Origin of the sequence: Kordia periserrulae, assembly GCF_003054265.1 — a bacterium.
Classification (GTDB): Bacteria; Bacteroidota; Bacteroidia; order Flavobacteriales; family Flavobacteriaceae; genus Kordia; species Kordia periserrulae.
Window position 1 is genome coordinate 96,461 of sequence record NZ_QBKT01000012.1, and the last position, 15,676, is coordinate 112,136.

A 15,676-nucleotide genomic window follows, 5' to 3' on the forward strand; every position below is an offset into this window, starting at 1 on the left:
TTTTCAGATTCATGTAGGTAAGGAAAGTCAGAGCGTATGCTTTGGCTTTTCCTTTTTAAAAATAAGCGTTCCGCGCTGATATTTGCACAATTCTTCTATAGTAGAAAGTTGTTGGTATTTTTTAATGACATCTGGATGAATTTCTTCCGCAGACAACGGATGATGCGCTCGGTAATTTTCGCCGATAAAATCAACAACATGTAAATCATTCTTTTTGCACAATTCTAAATAATATACAAACGATAAGCGATTGGTATATGCAATGTCGTTGCCTGCCCAAAAATGCCACGTTTTATCAGAATATTTTAAAAAGTTAAATTCAGAGATGTTTTTATCTTGAAAAAATCCTGGATTGGCAAAATGATCGATGAAATTGATGGTATGCACAGCACAACCTTCTTTGGTTAACCAAACTTTCATTTTGGCAAATAATTGCGCTAAAAATTCGGGTGGAATATGTTCAAAAACCACTTGCGAGCAGATATAATCAAACGAATTGGTGACGTTTTCAATGGCTTCTAAGGTATATTTTGGAATGTATTTGATATAACAAAACGAGCAAACCTGTTCGAGGGTTTGAAACGATTGCAGTTGTGCTACTTTTTGTGATATGTCTGACAACTCAAATTTACTATGCTTAGCAATGGTTTGAAGCAGTTCATCATCTTGTAAAAATCGGACTTGCTTTTGAAAGTTTTTTATAGAAACATCTTTGGAAATATCTACCGATACAATACTATCAAAACCCAACAAATACAATACAACAGGCGCAATCAATGAATAGCCTGTTCCAATTTCTAACGCAGCTTTTTTATAATCTGGATTGAACTTTATTTCAGAGGCTTCAAACTTCCGAATACATTCGTAAAACTGATACAAACAAACATTTTTATGATAATCTTTCACAAGTGTCGCAGGAATATGATTGAGTCGGTCACCAATGTTGGTGAAATGCAATATTTTTTGCAAACTCGCTTTAATTTTCCAATGCATACAACACGACTTTTAACCTTTTTTTGTTCAGTATTTTTGATATTTAAGTAAACAAAAAAGCTTTTTTTTCCAAAAAATGGAGTTTTATGTTAATTTTTTTAACTAATTTTAACATACTTATAACACTTGTAGGAAAATTACAAATGCTACTATAGTAACAGAAACCGAAATTACTAAAAACTATTTCTTGTTTTGAAAGAAGTACATAAAAATCTGCATTTATCACTATCAACTGCTGCCATTTTAGTGGTTGGTGTTACGTATGGACTCCATCCAAATACATTTTTACCATTATTTTTTGATTTTAGTGTAGAAAGTACCGACCTCAATCATGTATTTAGAGCCATGATGGGTTGTTATTTTGCGTTGGGAATTTATTGGGGTTATAGTGTCCTTTTTCAAAAACATTGGCGCAGTGCTACCTATTCTGTCATCTTTTTTATGGGCGGATTGGCAGCAGGACGTTTGCTGAGCATTATTGTTGACGGCATTCCTTCTACCGCGTTTACTGTAGGCACTGTGTTGGAAATCTTATTTGTAGTTTGGGGTTGTTATAATTTAAAAGTCTACGCGAAAGAATAACTATTTTGAAAGCGTAAATATAAATTTGCTTCCTTTTCCAATTTCCGAAACTACGTTGATAGTTCCTCCTAAATTGACAACTACTTTTTTTACTGTTGCCAAACCAATTCCTGTTCCTACATTTCCGTGTTTGTCTGTTTTTTGTGCAGTAACAAATAAGTCAAAAATAGACGCCTGATCTACTTTTGAAATTCCTGGACCGTTGTCCATTACTACAAATTGATATTCGTTTTCAGTCTCTTCCACAAGTATGTTGATGTTGGAAATTGGCTTGTCATTGTATTTGATAGCATTCGATATAAGATTTAAAAGCACTTGTACCAATCCCGCTTTATTTATATATAAAGATTCGAGCGTGTGCTCAAATATCATTTGAACTGTATCGTTAAAATTCAGAAGGCTTTTAATGTCTTTTTGCAGTTCAGAAATCGTATAGCGTTCTTTTGCATGCGCTATTACAGATTCTGCTTTGTAGAATTTTAACATTCCGTCAATATAAGCTCTAAGTGAATCGGAAGAAGATTTTATATATTCTAAATATTGCAACGTTTCCTCAGAAAGTTTCCCTTTGTTCTCGGTTTCAATTAATTGAATGAGCATTTGTATTTGTGCTAAAGGTGATTTTAAATCGTGCGATACAACTCCCGCAAAACGCTCCAATTCATAATTTCGATTTTGTAGCTTTTTTTGCAACTTTTCCAATTGCTGATTTTTGTACCGTTCTTCAAAAAGGCGAATCACCTGTTTTGCCATCGTTTTTAAAGCAGTTTTTTGTACTTCTGTTAAAATTCTCGGTTTTGTATCGTACACACATAACGTTCCCAATTTAAAACCGTCAGCATCCACTAGCGGAACACCTGCATAAAAAATAGCTTTGTTTTCTATAACTAGCGGATTATCATGAAAACGTTCATCTTTACGCGCATCAGGAACCATCATTAGTTCTTCACCAGAAGTGATAGCATGACCACAGAAAGAAATGCTTCGCGGCGATTCGTTAAACGGTACACCGCGATGTGATTTTAAAAAATTTCGATCGCGATCTAGCAATGTAATTAAGGAAATTGGCGCTTCACAAATATGACTAATCAACGCCGTAATGTTGTCATAACTTTCTTCAGGAAATGTATCTAAGAGATTGTATTTATCAACAGCGGCTTGCCGTTCCTTTTCGTTTTTGGGGAATTTAGGGGAAATCATTTAGTATGAATAACTTTTAATCAAGATACAACAATTATAAATAACCTTCGTGGAAAGTTTTTTTAAAAAAATGTGAAATTTATTAATTATGGCTGAAATAGCGTTTGTAGTCGTTTTGTCGTATTTTTACAGTGATTTTATAAACATTTTCATGGAAAAAGAAGCGTACAAAATTTATATTGTCGGAGCAGGAATTAGCGGACTTATTGCCGCAAAAGTTTTAGAAGATAACGGTTATCATCCAGAAATTATTGAAGCTACTGAGCGTGTTGGCGGACGTGTTAAAACAGATATCGTAAACGGTTATCAGCTAGACCACGGATTTCAAGTGTTGCTTACTTCCTATCCTGCCGCTAAAAAATATTTAGATTATGACGCGCTTTCACTTCAAAAATTCTTGCCTGGCGCAGCTATTTTCACAGAAGGAACACAAAAAACCATCGGTGATCCGTTGCGCAATTTGTCATTGTTCTTTCCTACGCTTTTTTCAGGAATTGGAAATTTTTCAGATAAACTGAAAGTACTAAAATTGAACAAACACTTAAAGAAGAAATCGTTGGACGAAATTTTCAGTCAGCCAGAAACGACTACGTTGGCACATTTGCAAAAACTTGGTTTTTCTGAAGAAATGATTTCGAAGTTTTTCAAACCATTTTTTAGTGGAATTTTTCTCGAGCCAAATTTAGCAACGTCCAATCGTATGTTTGAGTTTGTGTATAAAATGTTCGGCGACGGTCATGCTGCGTTACCAAAAGCAGGGATTGAAGCCATTCCAAAGCAATTGGCATCAAAATTACAACACACAAAATTTCACTTCAATACGCGTGTTAAAGCTGTAGAAGATGGAAAAATCACTCTTGAAAATGGAACAATTTTAAAAAGCCATTTTACGATTGTTGCTACAGAAGCGAGTTCCTTAATTTCCAATTTAAAATCGCAAGAAATTGCTTGGAAATCCTGCGAAACCTTATTTTTTGAGACTTCAAAGCGAACTATTTCAAAACCATTGATTGGTTTGGCTGCTGACAACACACTTTTGATTAATAATATCTTTTTTCACAACAGTTTACCAACAGCATCTACAGGTGCTAAGGAATTGTTGTCCGTAACGATTGTAAAACCGCACAATTTGTCAGAGGCATTTTTAATTCAAAAAGTACAAGAAGAACTGCAACACTACTGCGGCATTATGGATTGTACGTTTTTGAAAAAATATGCCATTCCGAAAGCATTGCCAAATTTACAGCAACTGCAATACAGCATGTCTCCATCCGAAACGCGATTGACAACTCAGGTATTTTTAGCTGGCGATGTGCAACTAAACGGTTCGCTGAATGCTGCTATGTTATCGGGAGAAGCTGCTGCTTTGGGTGTGATTGAAGCATTGGGAAGTGTTGTAAATCCTGAGCATTTAAAATCTGAATATACGTAAAGAGTATCTCAGTATTCAGTATTCAGTATTCAGTTTTCAGTTTTCAGTTTTCGGTTTTCGGTTTTCAGTTTTAATATCTAAAAAAAGCTACAACCATTTTTTTCTGCGGAAGAAGATGAGCAATATAATAAAGAGAAAAACCATGATGCCCCACAGAATGAAGTATCCGTATTTGTAATGCAGTTCGGGCATGTTGTCAAAGTTCATTCCATACACCCCAACAATAAAGGTCAACGGAATGAAAATCGTGGAAATGATGGTCAACACTTTCATGATGCCATTCATCTTGTTGCTAATGGTGGTCATGTGCATGTCCATCAATCCCCAAACCATTTCGCGGTAGAGATCGATGTTGTCGTTTATTTGCACAATATGGTCTTGCAAATCTTTTAGATAGGCATGTGTTTTTAGCGTAATGAGTTTTGATTCGGAGTTTACAATTCTGCTAATGACTTCTCTGGAAGGAAGAATATTTCTGCGCAAGCGTAATAAGTCTTGTTTTAAATATTGAATATCTCTTGAAATTCCTTCGCGCGAACTTTCTAAAAATAATTCGTCTTCGGTAATTTCTACTTTGTTTCCAAAAATTTCAATAACAACCGAGTAATTATCTATGATGGCATCCATCAGTAAAAACGCTAGATAATCGGCACCTGAATTTCGCAAGCGACTTTTTTGGTTTTCAAAACGATTTCGAATTGGTTCAAAAATATCTTCTTCCGTTTCTTGAAATGTCAATACGTAATCGGGACCAATAAGGAACGAAATATGCTCGGTAAGCACATCATTTTCGTTGTTGTGATACAACATTTTTAGCACGACGAAAATGTAGTTTTCAAATTCGTCAATTTTTGGTCGCTGGTTGGTGTTTACTATGTCTTCGAGAATTAACGGATGAATTCGGAAATATTCTCCTATTTTGGTAATATCGGCTGCATTGTTGAGTCCGTTAATGTTAATCCACGTAACTCTGTCGTTACCTTTTACGTTAAAAATATTGCTAATTTGCTTTGTTTGATACGTATGGTATTCTTCATGCGTATATTCGTGTACTTCCAATAAGGTTTCTAAATTTTCCTTATCGCCTAAATATACTACTTCACCAGGAGCTTTTCCTAGACTTTTAGAAGCTGTTGGCTTTTTTGTTTTTCGTAGTTTTTTTAGCGGTACGCGCAAATTGTGTGTTTTAGTTCTTAATTTTTAAAGATACAAATAAATCGTTATTCGTTGGATGCCGGTTCTATATCGTCTTCTAAAGACAATTCTTTTTGCTCTTCTTCTTCAAGAATTTGTATGCCTTTTTGCATGACGAGCGAATTTGGCAACGAAATGTATTCTCCGTTATCTGTTTTGATAAAAAAGTAAAACGCCGTGATGTTTTTCACTTCGCCAATCCAGTTGTAGTCTTTGTCAATGATACGAATACGATGTCCAATACGCACTGGATGATAGAAAAATAGAATCATACAGGATGTCAAACTTGATAAGATGGACCATTGCGCAAAAAATCCGATTCCTAAAACCGCCAAAACGGAGGAAATAAATACCGTGAAATCTTTAAATTGTATTCCCCAAATGATTGCGAGAATGATTCCCGAAATCACATAAATGACGAAATAACAAAGGTTGAATATTACTTTTCGACGGTTGATTTCAATTGCTCGTACAAAACTAAATTTTCGTATCGATTTTTTAATCAACAACATGATAATTACCATGAAAACAATGAGTCCAAGCGTGAGGATTAACTCGGTTTTATGTGCTGCCATTATACGTTTTTTTTCTATAAAATATTTTATCAAAAGTAATTAAAAAAAGCACAGCTAACTATATAGTTAACTGCACTTTTATCGGTTTTTCATTGCTTTTTTTTAAGCTTCTACGGCTTCTTTTTCAGTCTGTGCAATATTGAGCGTTTGATTGTCTAGTTTTAGCGTTCTAATTGGGAAAGGGATGTTGATATTTTCTGCTGCAAACGCTTTTTTAATTTCTTTAATTGCTTTGCTTTTTGCTTTTAGTTTTTCTAGCGCATTTTCAGCATCAATCCAAAAACGACATAAGAAATTGATGGAACTTCCGCCAAATTCTGTAAAGTAAAATTCCACATTTTCAGCATTTTCAATTTGTTCAAAAGAATCTGTTATTACTTCTTTGGTAATGTATTCCACTTTTTCTAAATCGGATTCATACCCTACACCACATTCTACCGTAACACGCATTCGTGTGGTAAGCGAATAGTTTTTGATAGGGTTTTCCATAATGGTTTTATTCGGAATGATGACGATGTTGTTGTCTGCTTCTTTTAAAATTAGGTAGTTCAGCGCAATGTCAATCACTTCTCCAGCATATCCTGTAGTTTCTACCCAGTTCCCTAATCTAATATTTTTTCTGAAGGATAATACAATACCCGAAATGGTATTGGAAAGCGTGCCCTGTAACGCCAAACCAATTACAATACCAGAGATTCCGGCACCAGCTAACAATCCTGAAATGGAATCGCCCAAATTCATGACGCTTAATGCCAAAAATAATCCTAATAACACAGTAACGACAGAAACGACACGTGCAATGAGTTTTGCGACTGATTTTTGCTGAATACGTCCTTTTATCAATCTTAAAGTCGTTTTAAATACAAAACGCGAGGCAAAATAACTTATAAGTAATACAATGATTGCCACTGCAATGTTTGGTAAATTTCTAATAAATAGCGTCCACCAACTTTCTAGTTTGTCGATGAGTATTTCTGTTGTTGATTTTAATTCTTCCTTCATGTTCTTTCGCTTTTTTGAGTGTTATTGTCATTGTGGTAAAAAAATAATTGAGTGTATCTTAAAAGTGTCATTTCGGTTTCTCATGATTGTTAAAAACAAGTAAGATGAGATGTTGAATTGAGTTCAGAATGAAATCTGATAAACTTTTAAGATATCCTCAATTTGGATTTGATTTCCTAGAATTTAGCGTCTTGGAAAATCAAGATTTGAGTGTTGTTATTTTTTGGTGAGTAGTATTCAATAACGAATTCGTTATCTTTGGTAAAATACCCAACTCCGTTCATTCTTTTTGAGTTAATGATATAGTAGTCATTGTATTTTGAACGTACTGCTTTCCCCAAAGACATTTCTTTATCATTGATAATTTGGTTGATTTTTAAGGTGTTTCCGTCTGAGACCAACGCAAACTTTTTGTTATCCATGTCATAATATTTCACTTTCGTGATTTTGTCATAAAATGGGTCTTTATCGTTATCAATCATATATATTTTTGTGGTTTCTACAGGCGCAGGCACACGATCTTGATTCAATTCGTATCGTTGCGATTTGTCAAAAGCAACTTTCTGTTTTTTCTCAGTAATTACTTTTGTTTTTTTATTAATCATTTCGCCATTTTTCATGACTTTTTGTTTTTTTACTTCTGTAGTAACAACTTTATCGTTTTGTGCAAATCCTACCATGGTTGATAGTAAAATTGCAACTGCTAATATCTTCTTCATTTTTATTTTGTTTTTTTTTGGTTATTAATATAATGTCTGCTTCTTTGTTTATCGTTTTAGACTTTTGCTCTTCCAGTTAAAAGTGAAATAATAAATAATACTAAGAATACAAAGAATAAAATTTTTGCAATTCCTGCGGCAGTTCCAGCAATTCCTCCGAATCCTAATACTCCAGCGATTAATGCGATAATAATAAATGTGATAGACCAACGTAACATAATATATATAGTTTTTAAAGGTTAATAAATAATTTCGTTTTTGTTTGATACAAAGATAGTTAGAGCCACCTGTTCCGTTTTGCTACTTCGATTTTTATCTTGACTCATTCAAAATTCATTTTTGACGTATTTTGAACATTTTTGATATAAAAAAGCTTCATTTTTTATCTTTTTTACGGTTTTTTTTGATGAAATGTGTCAATATGAATAGTAAAAGAGTTAAGCTGAGTATTGTGTAAATACTATTTTTGGTATGATGAAAAATGAATTATGAAAGAATTGCTTTATCATCGTAAAGTAGTTACAAAAACAAACACAAATGAATTATCAATTATCAAATACCGCTAGCAAAAGTCATTTAGAACTCACTTTTGGCTTGCCCATAAAATATCCCAATATTTACAGACCTAAAATTCGAATTGATGGTCGCAAAGAGCAATCTATTCCTATTATTACAATGGAAGAACCTAATTGCATCTCTGAAGGAATTTGGGGTATTTTACCGCACGATTTTGAAGGCGACTGGAAACATTTCCAAAAATTAAAAATTACACTTCACACCAATGCGAAAGAAATTCACCAAAGTATTTTGTACAAAGAAGCACTTGAAAAAAGACGCTGTTTAATTTTGGTCACAGGTTTTTACATGCACCATATTGTGCAAAATGATATTGAAACTTTTTTAGTAGAAAAAGAAACACCAAAACCTTTTGCCATCGCAGGAGTATATAATGTATTGGAAGATGGTTTTTTAACATGTACAGTTATCAATACAGAAAGCAATGATTTATTGACTTCAGAAAAGAACTTATACAATCAGATGCCACTAGAAATTCCTTCGCTCTTTAAAAACATGTGGTTAAATCCAAAAACAGATTTGGAAGATATCAAACGTATTATTGACAAACCGTATTTGACTAAATTTAAAATACAAAATATAGCTTCATAACTACTTATGCCGAAACTCTGGACGCTTGTTTATTTTTTAAAAATTCGCTTGGACTTATTCCGTATTTGCGTTTAAAAATTTTAGAAAAATAACTTCGACTGCTCAATCCGATAGAATATACAATTTGAGAAATATTCAAATTCAATTCCTTATCATTAATCAAATCGCGCGCTTTTTCCAAGCGTACGTGTCGAATATATTCTGTAACCGTACGCGCATACAAATGCTTAAATCCTTGCTGTAACTTTGCTTGTGTCAGCATCGTTTTTCCCGACAAATATTCCAACGTGTACTCTTTAGAAACATCTTCTGAAATTTCTTCTGCTATTGTTCGTATAGCATCCAATTCATCCACAACCAATGGTGCTTTATTTTTTTCCGCTTTTAAATCTTTGGTATGATGAATCATGTGGAATGACAAAATTTGATACACAATACCTTCAATCATCATGATACGAATCATGCCTTTTTGCTTGATATCGTTTAAAGAATCTATCAATTCTGCCAATTTCAAATTATACGTTCCCAAATACACAAAACGTTTTTCGTGATACGAATCGTGGAATACCTCATAAAGTTTTTTATTCAACATAGAAGCATCATTCAAACGCTTACGAATAAACTTCACTCTATTAATTTGTACCACATTGATATGTAAATAGATGTCTTTAGGAAAATATCCATGATTAAATCCACCACTTTTTGACGTAATAATTGCAGGCTGCAATTCTTCCAGCTTTCTTCGCTTTTTTTCGTTGTGAAAACGATGTTCGCAATATCCTTTCAAACAATAGGTAAAATGAATCGGATTGTATTCGGAAGCATCCATGACCAATTCAATTTCTTCAAAAAAAGTAATATTATATTCTAGCAAACTTCCGCCCCATTCAAACGTAATAAAATGTATAGAACCTTTTGCGATTTCGTTATCAACTCGTAGAATATGTTCGCCCCATCGCTCAACAATTTCTCCGCCAATAGCGTCTTTAATTTGTTGTACTGTTCCAGCGGTATCTTCTGCAGTTATGCGTATGCTCATCATTAGTGTAAGGTTAATTGCAAACGTAAATATACATTCAAAATTAATAAATCTTTTAATTTTTTGTGAAAGAATATGAGTTAATCGTTAAACGATATGAGCAAAATTGTTTTTTTTGTGTAAATTACATTTGCATTAACAAACTTAAGAACTAGAATAATGAAAAACATCAAAACACTTTTAACTATTGGTTTTTTAGCCATCGCGACTTCTTTAAGCGCACAACAAATTTCGAAAAATGCTATCGGTTTACGTATTGGAGACAATGACGGATTCGGTGCTGAAATCTCGTATCAACGACATATTGGTGGAGACAATCGTTTGGAATTTGACTTAGGTTTTAGAGACAGTAATGATGTAGAAGCTTTCAAATTAGTAGGATTGTATCAATGGGTACAGCCACTTGACGGAAACTTCAATTGGTATCTCGGTGCTGGTGCTGGTATTGGTTCGTACGATACGCCTGTAGGCGACGGAACTTTTGCCTTAGCTGCTGGTAACATTGGAATTGAGTACAATTTTAACATTCCATTACTAATTTCACTCGATATGCGCCCTGAATTGTCCTTTGATGACACATATAGTGATGACTTAGATCTTGATATCGCAATTGGAATTCGATACCAATTCTAATCAATACTAACAGAAAAATTGCCAATAATAACAAATAAAGGATTGTTATATAATCCTAAAATGAAAAAGAAATAATGACGATATATACAGAAGAAATAGGAAACCATTTAAACACCTTATTAGAAAAAAATTATGATGCTGAAAAAGGCTATAAAACCGCCGCAGAAAATGTAGATAGTATCATTTTGACAAATTTTTTTGATAGAAAAGCAACACAACGCAAACGATTTGCAGAGCAATTGAAAGCAGAATTGAAAGATTTAGCACAAGAGCCAGAAACAGACGGAAGCGTTACAGGAACTTTGCACAGAACTTGGATGAACACCAAAGCGATGTTTAGTATAAACTCTGACGAAGCCATGTTAGAAGAAACAATTCGTGGTGAAAAAGCTTCGTTAGAAGATTATAATGAAGTGCTAGATTCAAAGTTGCCGTTGCCAGAAAGTATTAAAAAAATACTGACCAATCAAAAAAACACCATCAACTATGATACACTCACTATCAAAAAGTTAGAAGATATTCACTAAGCATTCATATGATATGGATACTATGTGAAAAATAATACAGAAGCGGTATTTTTCTAAGAAAATATCGCTTCTATTTTTTCTAACTACTTTTTAAGTATTACAACAATTTACATGCTGAAATACCATTTTTGTTGTTTTATCGTTTAATGTTCACCTTACTATTTAACAGGACTCAATGTCAAACTACACTCGATTTTTTTTATGCATCTTACTTTGTTGCGCCTTAGAAGCACACGCGCAATTGAACGATTTGGCACGTATTGATTATACGTATATTCCAAATGCAAAATCGAACGTTGAGTATTCGCGATTTCGAGCGCTGTTCAATTATCCTATCAAATTAAAAGACGACGATACCTATCTATTTTTAGGACTCGATTATAGCAATATTCATTTACGATCGGAAGCAGAATTTCCTTTTTCTACAAGAGATTTGAACGATTTTCAACTGTTAGATTTTAGTATAAGATACACTACGCCACTACGAAACAATTGGCGATTGGGAATGGTTTTTCAACCTGGTGTCAGTACAAATTTGGTAGCCGATGCTATTAGTATTAAAGATATTGTCCTTTCGGGAACAGTGGTTTTTATCAAAAAAGGAAAAGTATTTAATGGCAAAGCACAAAAATTAATTTTAGGGGTTACGTATGCAGGAAACTCAGGATTTAACTTTCCGCTGCCGTTTATCAGTTACTACAAAAAGTTTCAACCCGATTGGTCGTTTAGTTTGGGAATTCCGAAAACCAACTTACAATATCATTTCACCGAAAAACATCGACTGAAAGCCTTTGCGCAGTTGGATGGTTTTACGTCCAATTTACAACGTGAAGTGCCTGTCATTAATGGTGAAGAAGCAGGAAGCATCAATCTATCACTAGTTGTTTCTGGATTGCAATACGAATATCATTTTACCAAACAACTTCAATTTTATGCGCGCGCAGCCTACATTCTTGTCACCGACAATGAATTGCGAAGCGATAGTAGAGAGCCTATTTTTTCGCTAGATAATGAAGCAAAAATCTATTTGAGAACTGGCATCCGATTTAAAATTTAAGTCTGAAAATAACTTACAATAGTTTGCATTTGCGTTAATGGTAAATGTAAATACGTTAAGTCAAAACTTTTGCGAATTGTATCTTTATAGTATAAAAATTATTAATAAAAAAACTATAGATATGAAACAAGGAAAAGAAGAATTTAAAATCGTAAAAGACCCTGAAAATGTTGAACAACGCAATTATATTTTTCAGAAAAATAAAAAAACAACCGCTGCATTTTACTTCGTAGCCATTGTATTAATTGCCTTAATTGCTGCAATTGCCGTAACTGCCTTCACTTTATAATAAAACATCTTTACAATTCAAAAAGGTTGTTTTTCACTTAAATATTTCCAATAGCGTTTTGGCACATGTTTTACATGCAATACCCTATTTTTTCTCGATTCGATATTGGTACTTTTAAAATAATTTTGCCACAATTCTTGAAACGCCAATTCTTCCTCAGCAAAGAAATCTTTGGAAGTTTTTGTAAAATCAAACTCCTTTGGAAAGTCCATCACAATGGTTTCTACATTTTCTAAATTGTAATACAAACCATATTTTCGTTCAATGTCGTAAATCACCCATTTTTGATCCGCATAGCGCGATTTAAAATGTTTGGCAATTAAAGGCAATACATTAAAATCTGGAGCCACACTGGCAAAATACAATCCATCTTTGGTCAATCGAAAACGCACAAAAGCTTCCATACGATGCTTTTCTCTCCCGACACTTTTGGCAATTTTTGACAACTTTAAAACCGTTGCATTCGAAAAGTCCTTTTCAATATTTTCTGGTATCGCAAAAACCTGCTGAATATAATCGAGCAATATATTTTCAACCGACTCAAGCTCACTTAAAAACGAATAATACAATTGATTTCGACCAAACGGAGTCAATTTTTTTTTGAGTCCATTCCAAACGCGGTCTGCTTGTGTTTTATTGGTAATCACTTCTTCGGATTCTCCAAAAAAAGACGCTTGCACGTTTCCTTCTCGCTGAATATCAACCTGCTTTATCTTCTCTTCAAACACTTTAAAAACGACAGTTAAAAATCCTTCAAACGAGCCGTCGTACACCACTACTTTTTGCATCATCCAAATAGATTTAATTGATTACTCGTCGTTTGTCGGAACTTACTTTTAGAGTTTTGAAGAATGAGGCCTTTAATTTTTTCAGGTTCCAAATCGCGACGTTCAAAATCATTGGAATTACACGTCAAAAAATACTTCGCACGATTCAACGCTACGCCCAATCGTTTTAAATGTTCCCAATTGAGTTGACGAAATTTTCGCGCATGCAAAATTTTATATACCGACGTCATTCCCAAACCTGGAACCCGCGCCAGCATGCGTTTGTCTGCAAGATTCACATCTACAGGAAACTCGTGAATATTCCGTAATGCCCACGACAGTTTCGGGTCAATATCAAGGTCTAAATGTTGGTGTGTTTCGTTGACAATTTCATGCACATGAAAACCGTAAAATCGCATCAACCAATCCGTTTGATACAACCGATTTTCGCGCAACATTGGCACTTCACTTCCAATTTGTGGCAAACGACTGTCGTAACTAATTGGCACATATCCCGAATAATACACACGCTTTAGGTTGAAATTTTTATAGAAAAAATTGGAAGCCGTCATGATTTGATAATCATTTTCCCCACTCGCGCCAATAATCATTTGTGTACTTTGTCCCGCAGGTGCATATTTTGGGGTGCTTTTGATGATTTTTTTCTCCGCTTTGTATTGAATGATTTCGTTTTTGACCTTTTTCATCGGTTTGATAAAGTCCTCTCGGTTTTTATCGGGCGCCAATCGTTTTAAGCCTTCTCGTGTGGGAATTTCGATATTCACGCTCAATCGGTCTGCGTATAAACCTGCTTCCCGCATTAATTCGTCAGAAGCGCCAGGAATTGATTTTAGGTGAATATATCCGTTAAAATTTTCTTCTAAACGCAATTTTTTCGCAACAGAAACCAAACGCTCCATGGTATAATCTGCATTTTTAAAAATACCTGAACTTAAAAATAAGCCTTCAATATAGTTTCTACGGTAGAAATTGATGGTCAAATCGACCACTTCTTGCACTTTAAAAGCAGCACGTTTGATATCGTTACTTTTCCGCGTCACGCAATAGGCACAATCAAAAATACAGTGATTCGTCAGTAAAATTTTCAGTAACGACACACAACGTCCATCTTCTGTGTACGTATGACAAATTCCCATGCCCGTAGCATCGCCCAAACCTTTATTGGTATTCGCACGATTGCTTCCGCTAGAAGCACACGATACGTCGTATTTTGCGGCATCTGCCAGAATGTTTAGCTTTTCTTTAATTCGTTCAAAAGACATGAAAAGTTTCTAGAGGTATTTTGGGTTATTGAAATCTACAGCACAAATATAACATTTTACAGATTTTTTTAACACATATGTTGAAATTTTTTCTGTTAAATGTTTTATTATTCATACTTTTTAAGGAAAACCCTGATACTGTGCAGAAAAGCGAACAAAAAACGATTCAAAATATTAAAAAACTTCTACCACAAACATAAATTTTTGCTTCTTTCTGTTTCGCATATTTGGCATCGGTCTGTTGAGTTCTATTTTAGGAAGTACTTTTCGTATCAAAAATGTTTGTCCACAAATTCGCGGTCTTTCTGGTTTGAAAGAAAGTCCTTCTTTGCTTGCTGCTGCTAATTGTTGATGAAAGAAAAAAATACGTTGTCCAGCTCGTGGTTTTACACCTTCAATTGTGATTTCACCTGTATTGCGAACATACGCCATGGCTATTTTCCCTCCATGTTTTGGTCGAAACGCATTGATATTGGTGTTTTTTGGCAGTCCTTTATTTACGACTACCTCTTCTGGTTTCCATATAATTTGTAAAGTTAATGCTCTGGCTTGTACCAATTCTGCTTGATTTTTTTCACTTTCAATTCCTATAAATAATAAAGAAACCTTGTTTTGTAGCAATACGTTTCCTCCTTGAAGGCGAATAACTCTCCACAATGCGCCAGCTCCTGGTGTATCTGTTTGTCTAATACGTGTACCTACATTCGTTCTTCCATAAGAAGCCAAATACATTTTGGAAACTTTGTTTTGTATTTTGTAAAGTCCATCGTCATTTAAAATGAATTTCCAATGTCCGCCAATAAGGACTCTTTCTTTCGCAACCATAATATCTCCCGCTTCCATTTTGCCTGCATTCCCCATAAAAGCATCGCTTTTTACATTTTGCAACGTGTACCAAGTATTTGGCTTGAAGGTGGTTTGTGCTTGTGTGATAAATGCTGTACACAGAAAGAGACTAAAAAGGAAAGCGATTTTTTTCATGATGTCAATTTAAATCAGGTTGTTTATGGTGTATCAATGATACTATTTTTAATCCTGGAAATACGTTTCTTTCGATTAAACACTAAAAAAACTGTCAAATACATTAATTTGCTTTAAATCCTTAAAAACACTCAAAAAATGCCACTTCCTAGCATTTGAGTCAAGATGAAAACTGTTTACGGCAATTGAAACACTGATAACATGCTACTTTTGTAGTGTTGATGTCGGTGATATAT

The 15,676-nt window shown here is 34.2% G+C and carries 18 protein-coding genes; 7 read left to right on the plus strand and 11 right to left on the minus strand.

Annotated elements, in window-relative coordinates; translation table 11 throughout:
- Positions 1–27: 27 nt before the first annotated feature.
- On the minus strand, positions 28–993 hold the full coding sequence (locus tag C8N46_RS18855) for a methyltransferase domain-containing protein (RefSeq protein WP_108116663.1): 966 nt from the start codon (positions 991–993) through the stop codon (positions 28–30).
- 192 nt (positions 994–1,185) lie between these two features.
- Here C8N46_RS18855 and C8N46_RS18860 point away from each other — a divergent pair, with 192 nt between their 5' ends.
- A complete protein-coding gene (locus C8N46_RS18860; RefSeq protein WP_108116664.1) occupies positions 1,186–1,575 on the plus strand; it encodes a DUF4345 domain-containing protein in 390 nt (129 codons plus the stop codon).
- Here C8N46_RS18860 and C8N46_RS18865 read toward each other — a convergent pair whose 3' ends face one another.
- Positions 1,576–2,775 carry a GAF domain-containing sensor histidine kinase gene (locus tag C8N46_RS18865; RefSeq protein WP_108116665.1) on the minus strand — a complete coding sequence of 400 codons (1,200 nt, stop codon included), beginning with the start codon at positions 2,773–2,775 and terminating at the stop codon, positions 1,576–1,578.
- A 151-nt stretch (positions 2,776–2,926) separates the two neighbouring features.
- Here C8N46_RS18865 and C8N46_RS18870 point away from each other — a divergent pair, with 151 nt between their 5' ends.
- On the plus strand, positions 2,927–4,207 hold the full coding sequence (locus C8N46_RS18870; RefSeq protein ID WP_108116703.1) for an FAD-dependent oxidoreductase: 1,281 nt from the start codon (positions 2,927–2,929) through the stop codon (positions 4,205–4,207).
- 87 nt (positions 4,208–4,294) lie between these two features.
- On the opposite strand, the gene corA is transcribed toward C8N46_RS18870, so the two are convergent.
- From corA to C8N46_RS18895, 5 genes are all read right to left on the minus strand, one after another.
- On the minus strand, positions 4,295–5,383 hold the full coding sequence (gene corA, locus C8N46_RS18875) for a magnesium/cobalt transporter CorA (protein ID WP_108116666.1): 1,089 nt from the start codon (positions 5,381–5,383) through the stop codon (positions 4,295–4,297).
- A gap of 44 nt (positions 5,384–5,427) precedes the next feature.
- Positions 5,428–5,976 (minus strand): mechanosensitive ion channel domain-containing protein, encoded by a 549-nt coding sequence (locus tag C8N46_RS18880; protein ID WP_108116667.1) that lies wholly within the window; start codon positions 5,974–5,976, stop codon positions 5,428–5,430.
- A 102-nt stretch (positions 5,977–6,078) separates the two neighbouring features.
- Positions 6,079–6,978, minus strand: a complete 900-nt coding sequence (locus C8N46_RS18885) for a mechanosensitive ion channel family protein (protein ID WP_108116668.1) — start codon at positions 6,976–6,978, stop codon at positions 6,079–6,081.
- A 176-nt stretch (positions 6,979–7,154) separates the two neighbouring features.
- Positions 7,155–7,697: a hypothetical protein gene (locus tag C8N46_RS18890; protein ID WP_146169888.1), complete on the minus strand. Its 543-nt coding sequence runs from the start codon at positions 7,695–7,697 to the stop codon at positions 7,155–7,157.
- A gap of 56 nt (positions 7,698–7,753) precedes the next feature.
- Complete coding sequence (locus tag C8N46_RS18895; protein WP_108116670.1) at positions 7,754–7,915, minus strand: DUF1328 domain-containing protein; 162 nt, start codon at positions 7,913–7,915, stop codon at positions 7,754–7,756.
- Between the two features lie 319 nt (positions 7,916–8,234).
- Between C8N46_RS18895 and C8N46_RS18900 the strand changes: the two genes are divergently transcribed.
- A complete protein-coding gene (locus tag C8N46_RS18900) occupies positions 8,235–8,864 on the plus strand; it encodes an SOS response-associated peptidase family protein (RefSeq protein ID WP_108116671.1) in 630 nt (209 codons plus the stop codon).
- Between the two features lie 4 nt (positions 8,865–8,868).
- Here C8N46_RS18900 and C8N46_RS18905 read toward each other — a convergent pair whose 3' ends face one another.
- Positions 8,869–9,906 carry a helix-turn-helix domain-containing protein gene (locus tag C8N46_RS18905; protein WP_108116672.1) on the minus strand — a complete coding sequence of 346 codons (1,038 nt, stop codon included), beginning with the start codon at positions 9,904–9,906 and terminating at the stop codon, positions 8,869–8,871.
- A 156-nt stretch (positions 9,907–10,062) separates the two neighbouring features.
- Between C8N46_RS18905 and C8N46_RS18910 the strand changes: the two genes are divergently transcribed.
- The 4 genes from C8N46_RS18910 (at position 10,063) to C8N46_RS20690 (ending at position 12,409) form a co-directional block, all read left to right on the plus strand.
- A complete protein-coding gene (locus tag C8N46_RS18910; RefSeq protein WP_108116673.1) occupies positions 10,063–10,536 on the plus strand; it encodes a hypothetical protein in 474 nt (157 codons plus the stop codon).
- 74 nt (positions 10,537–10,610) lie between these two features.
- Entirely contained in the window at positions 10,611–11,063 is a 453-nt protein-coding gene (locus C8N46_RS18915) for a ferritin-like domain-containing protein (RefSeq protein ID WP_108116674.1), read from the plus strand.
- 175 nt (positions 11,064–11,238) lie between these two features.
- Complete coding sequence (locus tag C8N46_RS18920; protein ID WP_108116675.1) at positions 11,239–12,120, plus strand: DUF6268 family outer membrane beta-barrel protein; 882 nt, start codon at positions 11,239–11,241, stop codon at positions 12,118–12,120.
- Positions 12,121–12,241: 121 nt separating this feature from the next.
- Positions 12,242–12,409 (plus strand): hypothetical protein, encoded by a 168-nt coding sequence (locus C8N46_RS20690; protein WP_158269208.1) that lies wholly within the window; start codon positions 12,242–12,244, stop codon positions 12,407–12,409.
- A 17-nt stretch (positions 12,410–12,426) separates the two neighbouring features.
- On the opposite strand, the gene C8N46_RS18930 is transcribed toward C8N46_RS20690, so the two are convergent.
- From C8N46_RS18930 to C8N46_RS18940, 3 genes are all read right to left on the minus strand, one after another.
- On the minus strand, positions 12,427–13,197 hold the full coding sequence (locus tag C8N46_RS18930) for a TIGR03915 family putative DNA repair protein (RefSeq protein ID WP_108116677.1): 771 nt from the start codon (positions 13,195–13,197) through the stop codon (positions 12,427–12,429).
- Entirely contained in the window at positions 13,197–14,459 is a 1,263-nt protein-coding gene (locus C8N46_RS18935; RefSeq protein WP_108116678.1) for a putative DNA modification/repair radical SAM protein, read from the minus strand. Before C8N46_RS18935 ends, C8N46_RS18930 begins: the two co-directional genes overlap by 1 nt.
- A gap of 174 nt (positions 14,460–14,633) precedes the next feature.
- Positions 14,634–15,440, minus strand: coding sequence for an RICIN domain-containing protein (locus C8N46_RS18940; RefSeq protein WP_108116679.1), 807 nt, complete (start codon positions 15,438–15,440; stop codon positions 14,634–14,636).
- Between the last annotated feature and the right edge of the window lie 236 nt (positions 15,441–15,676).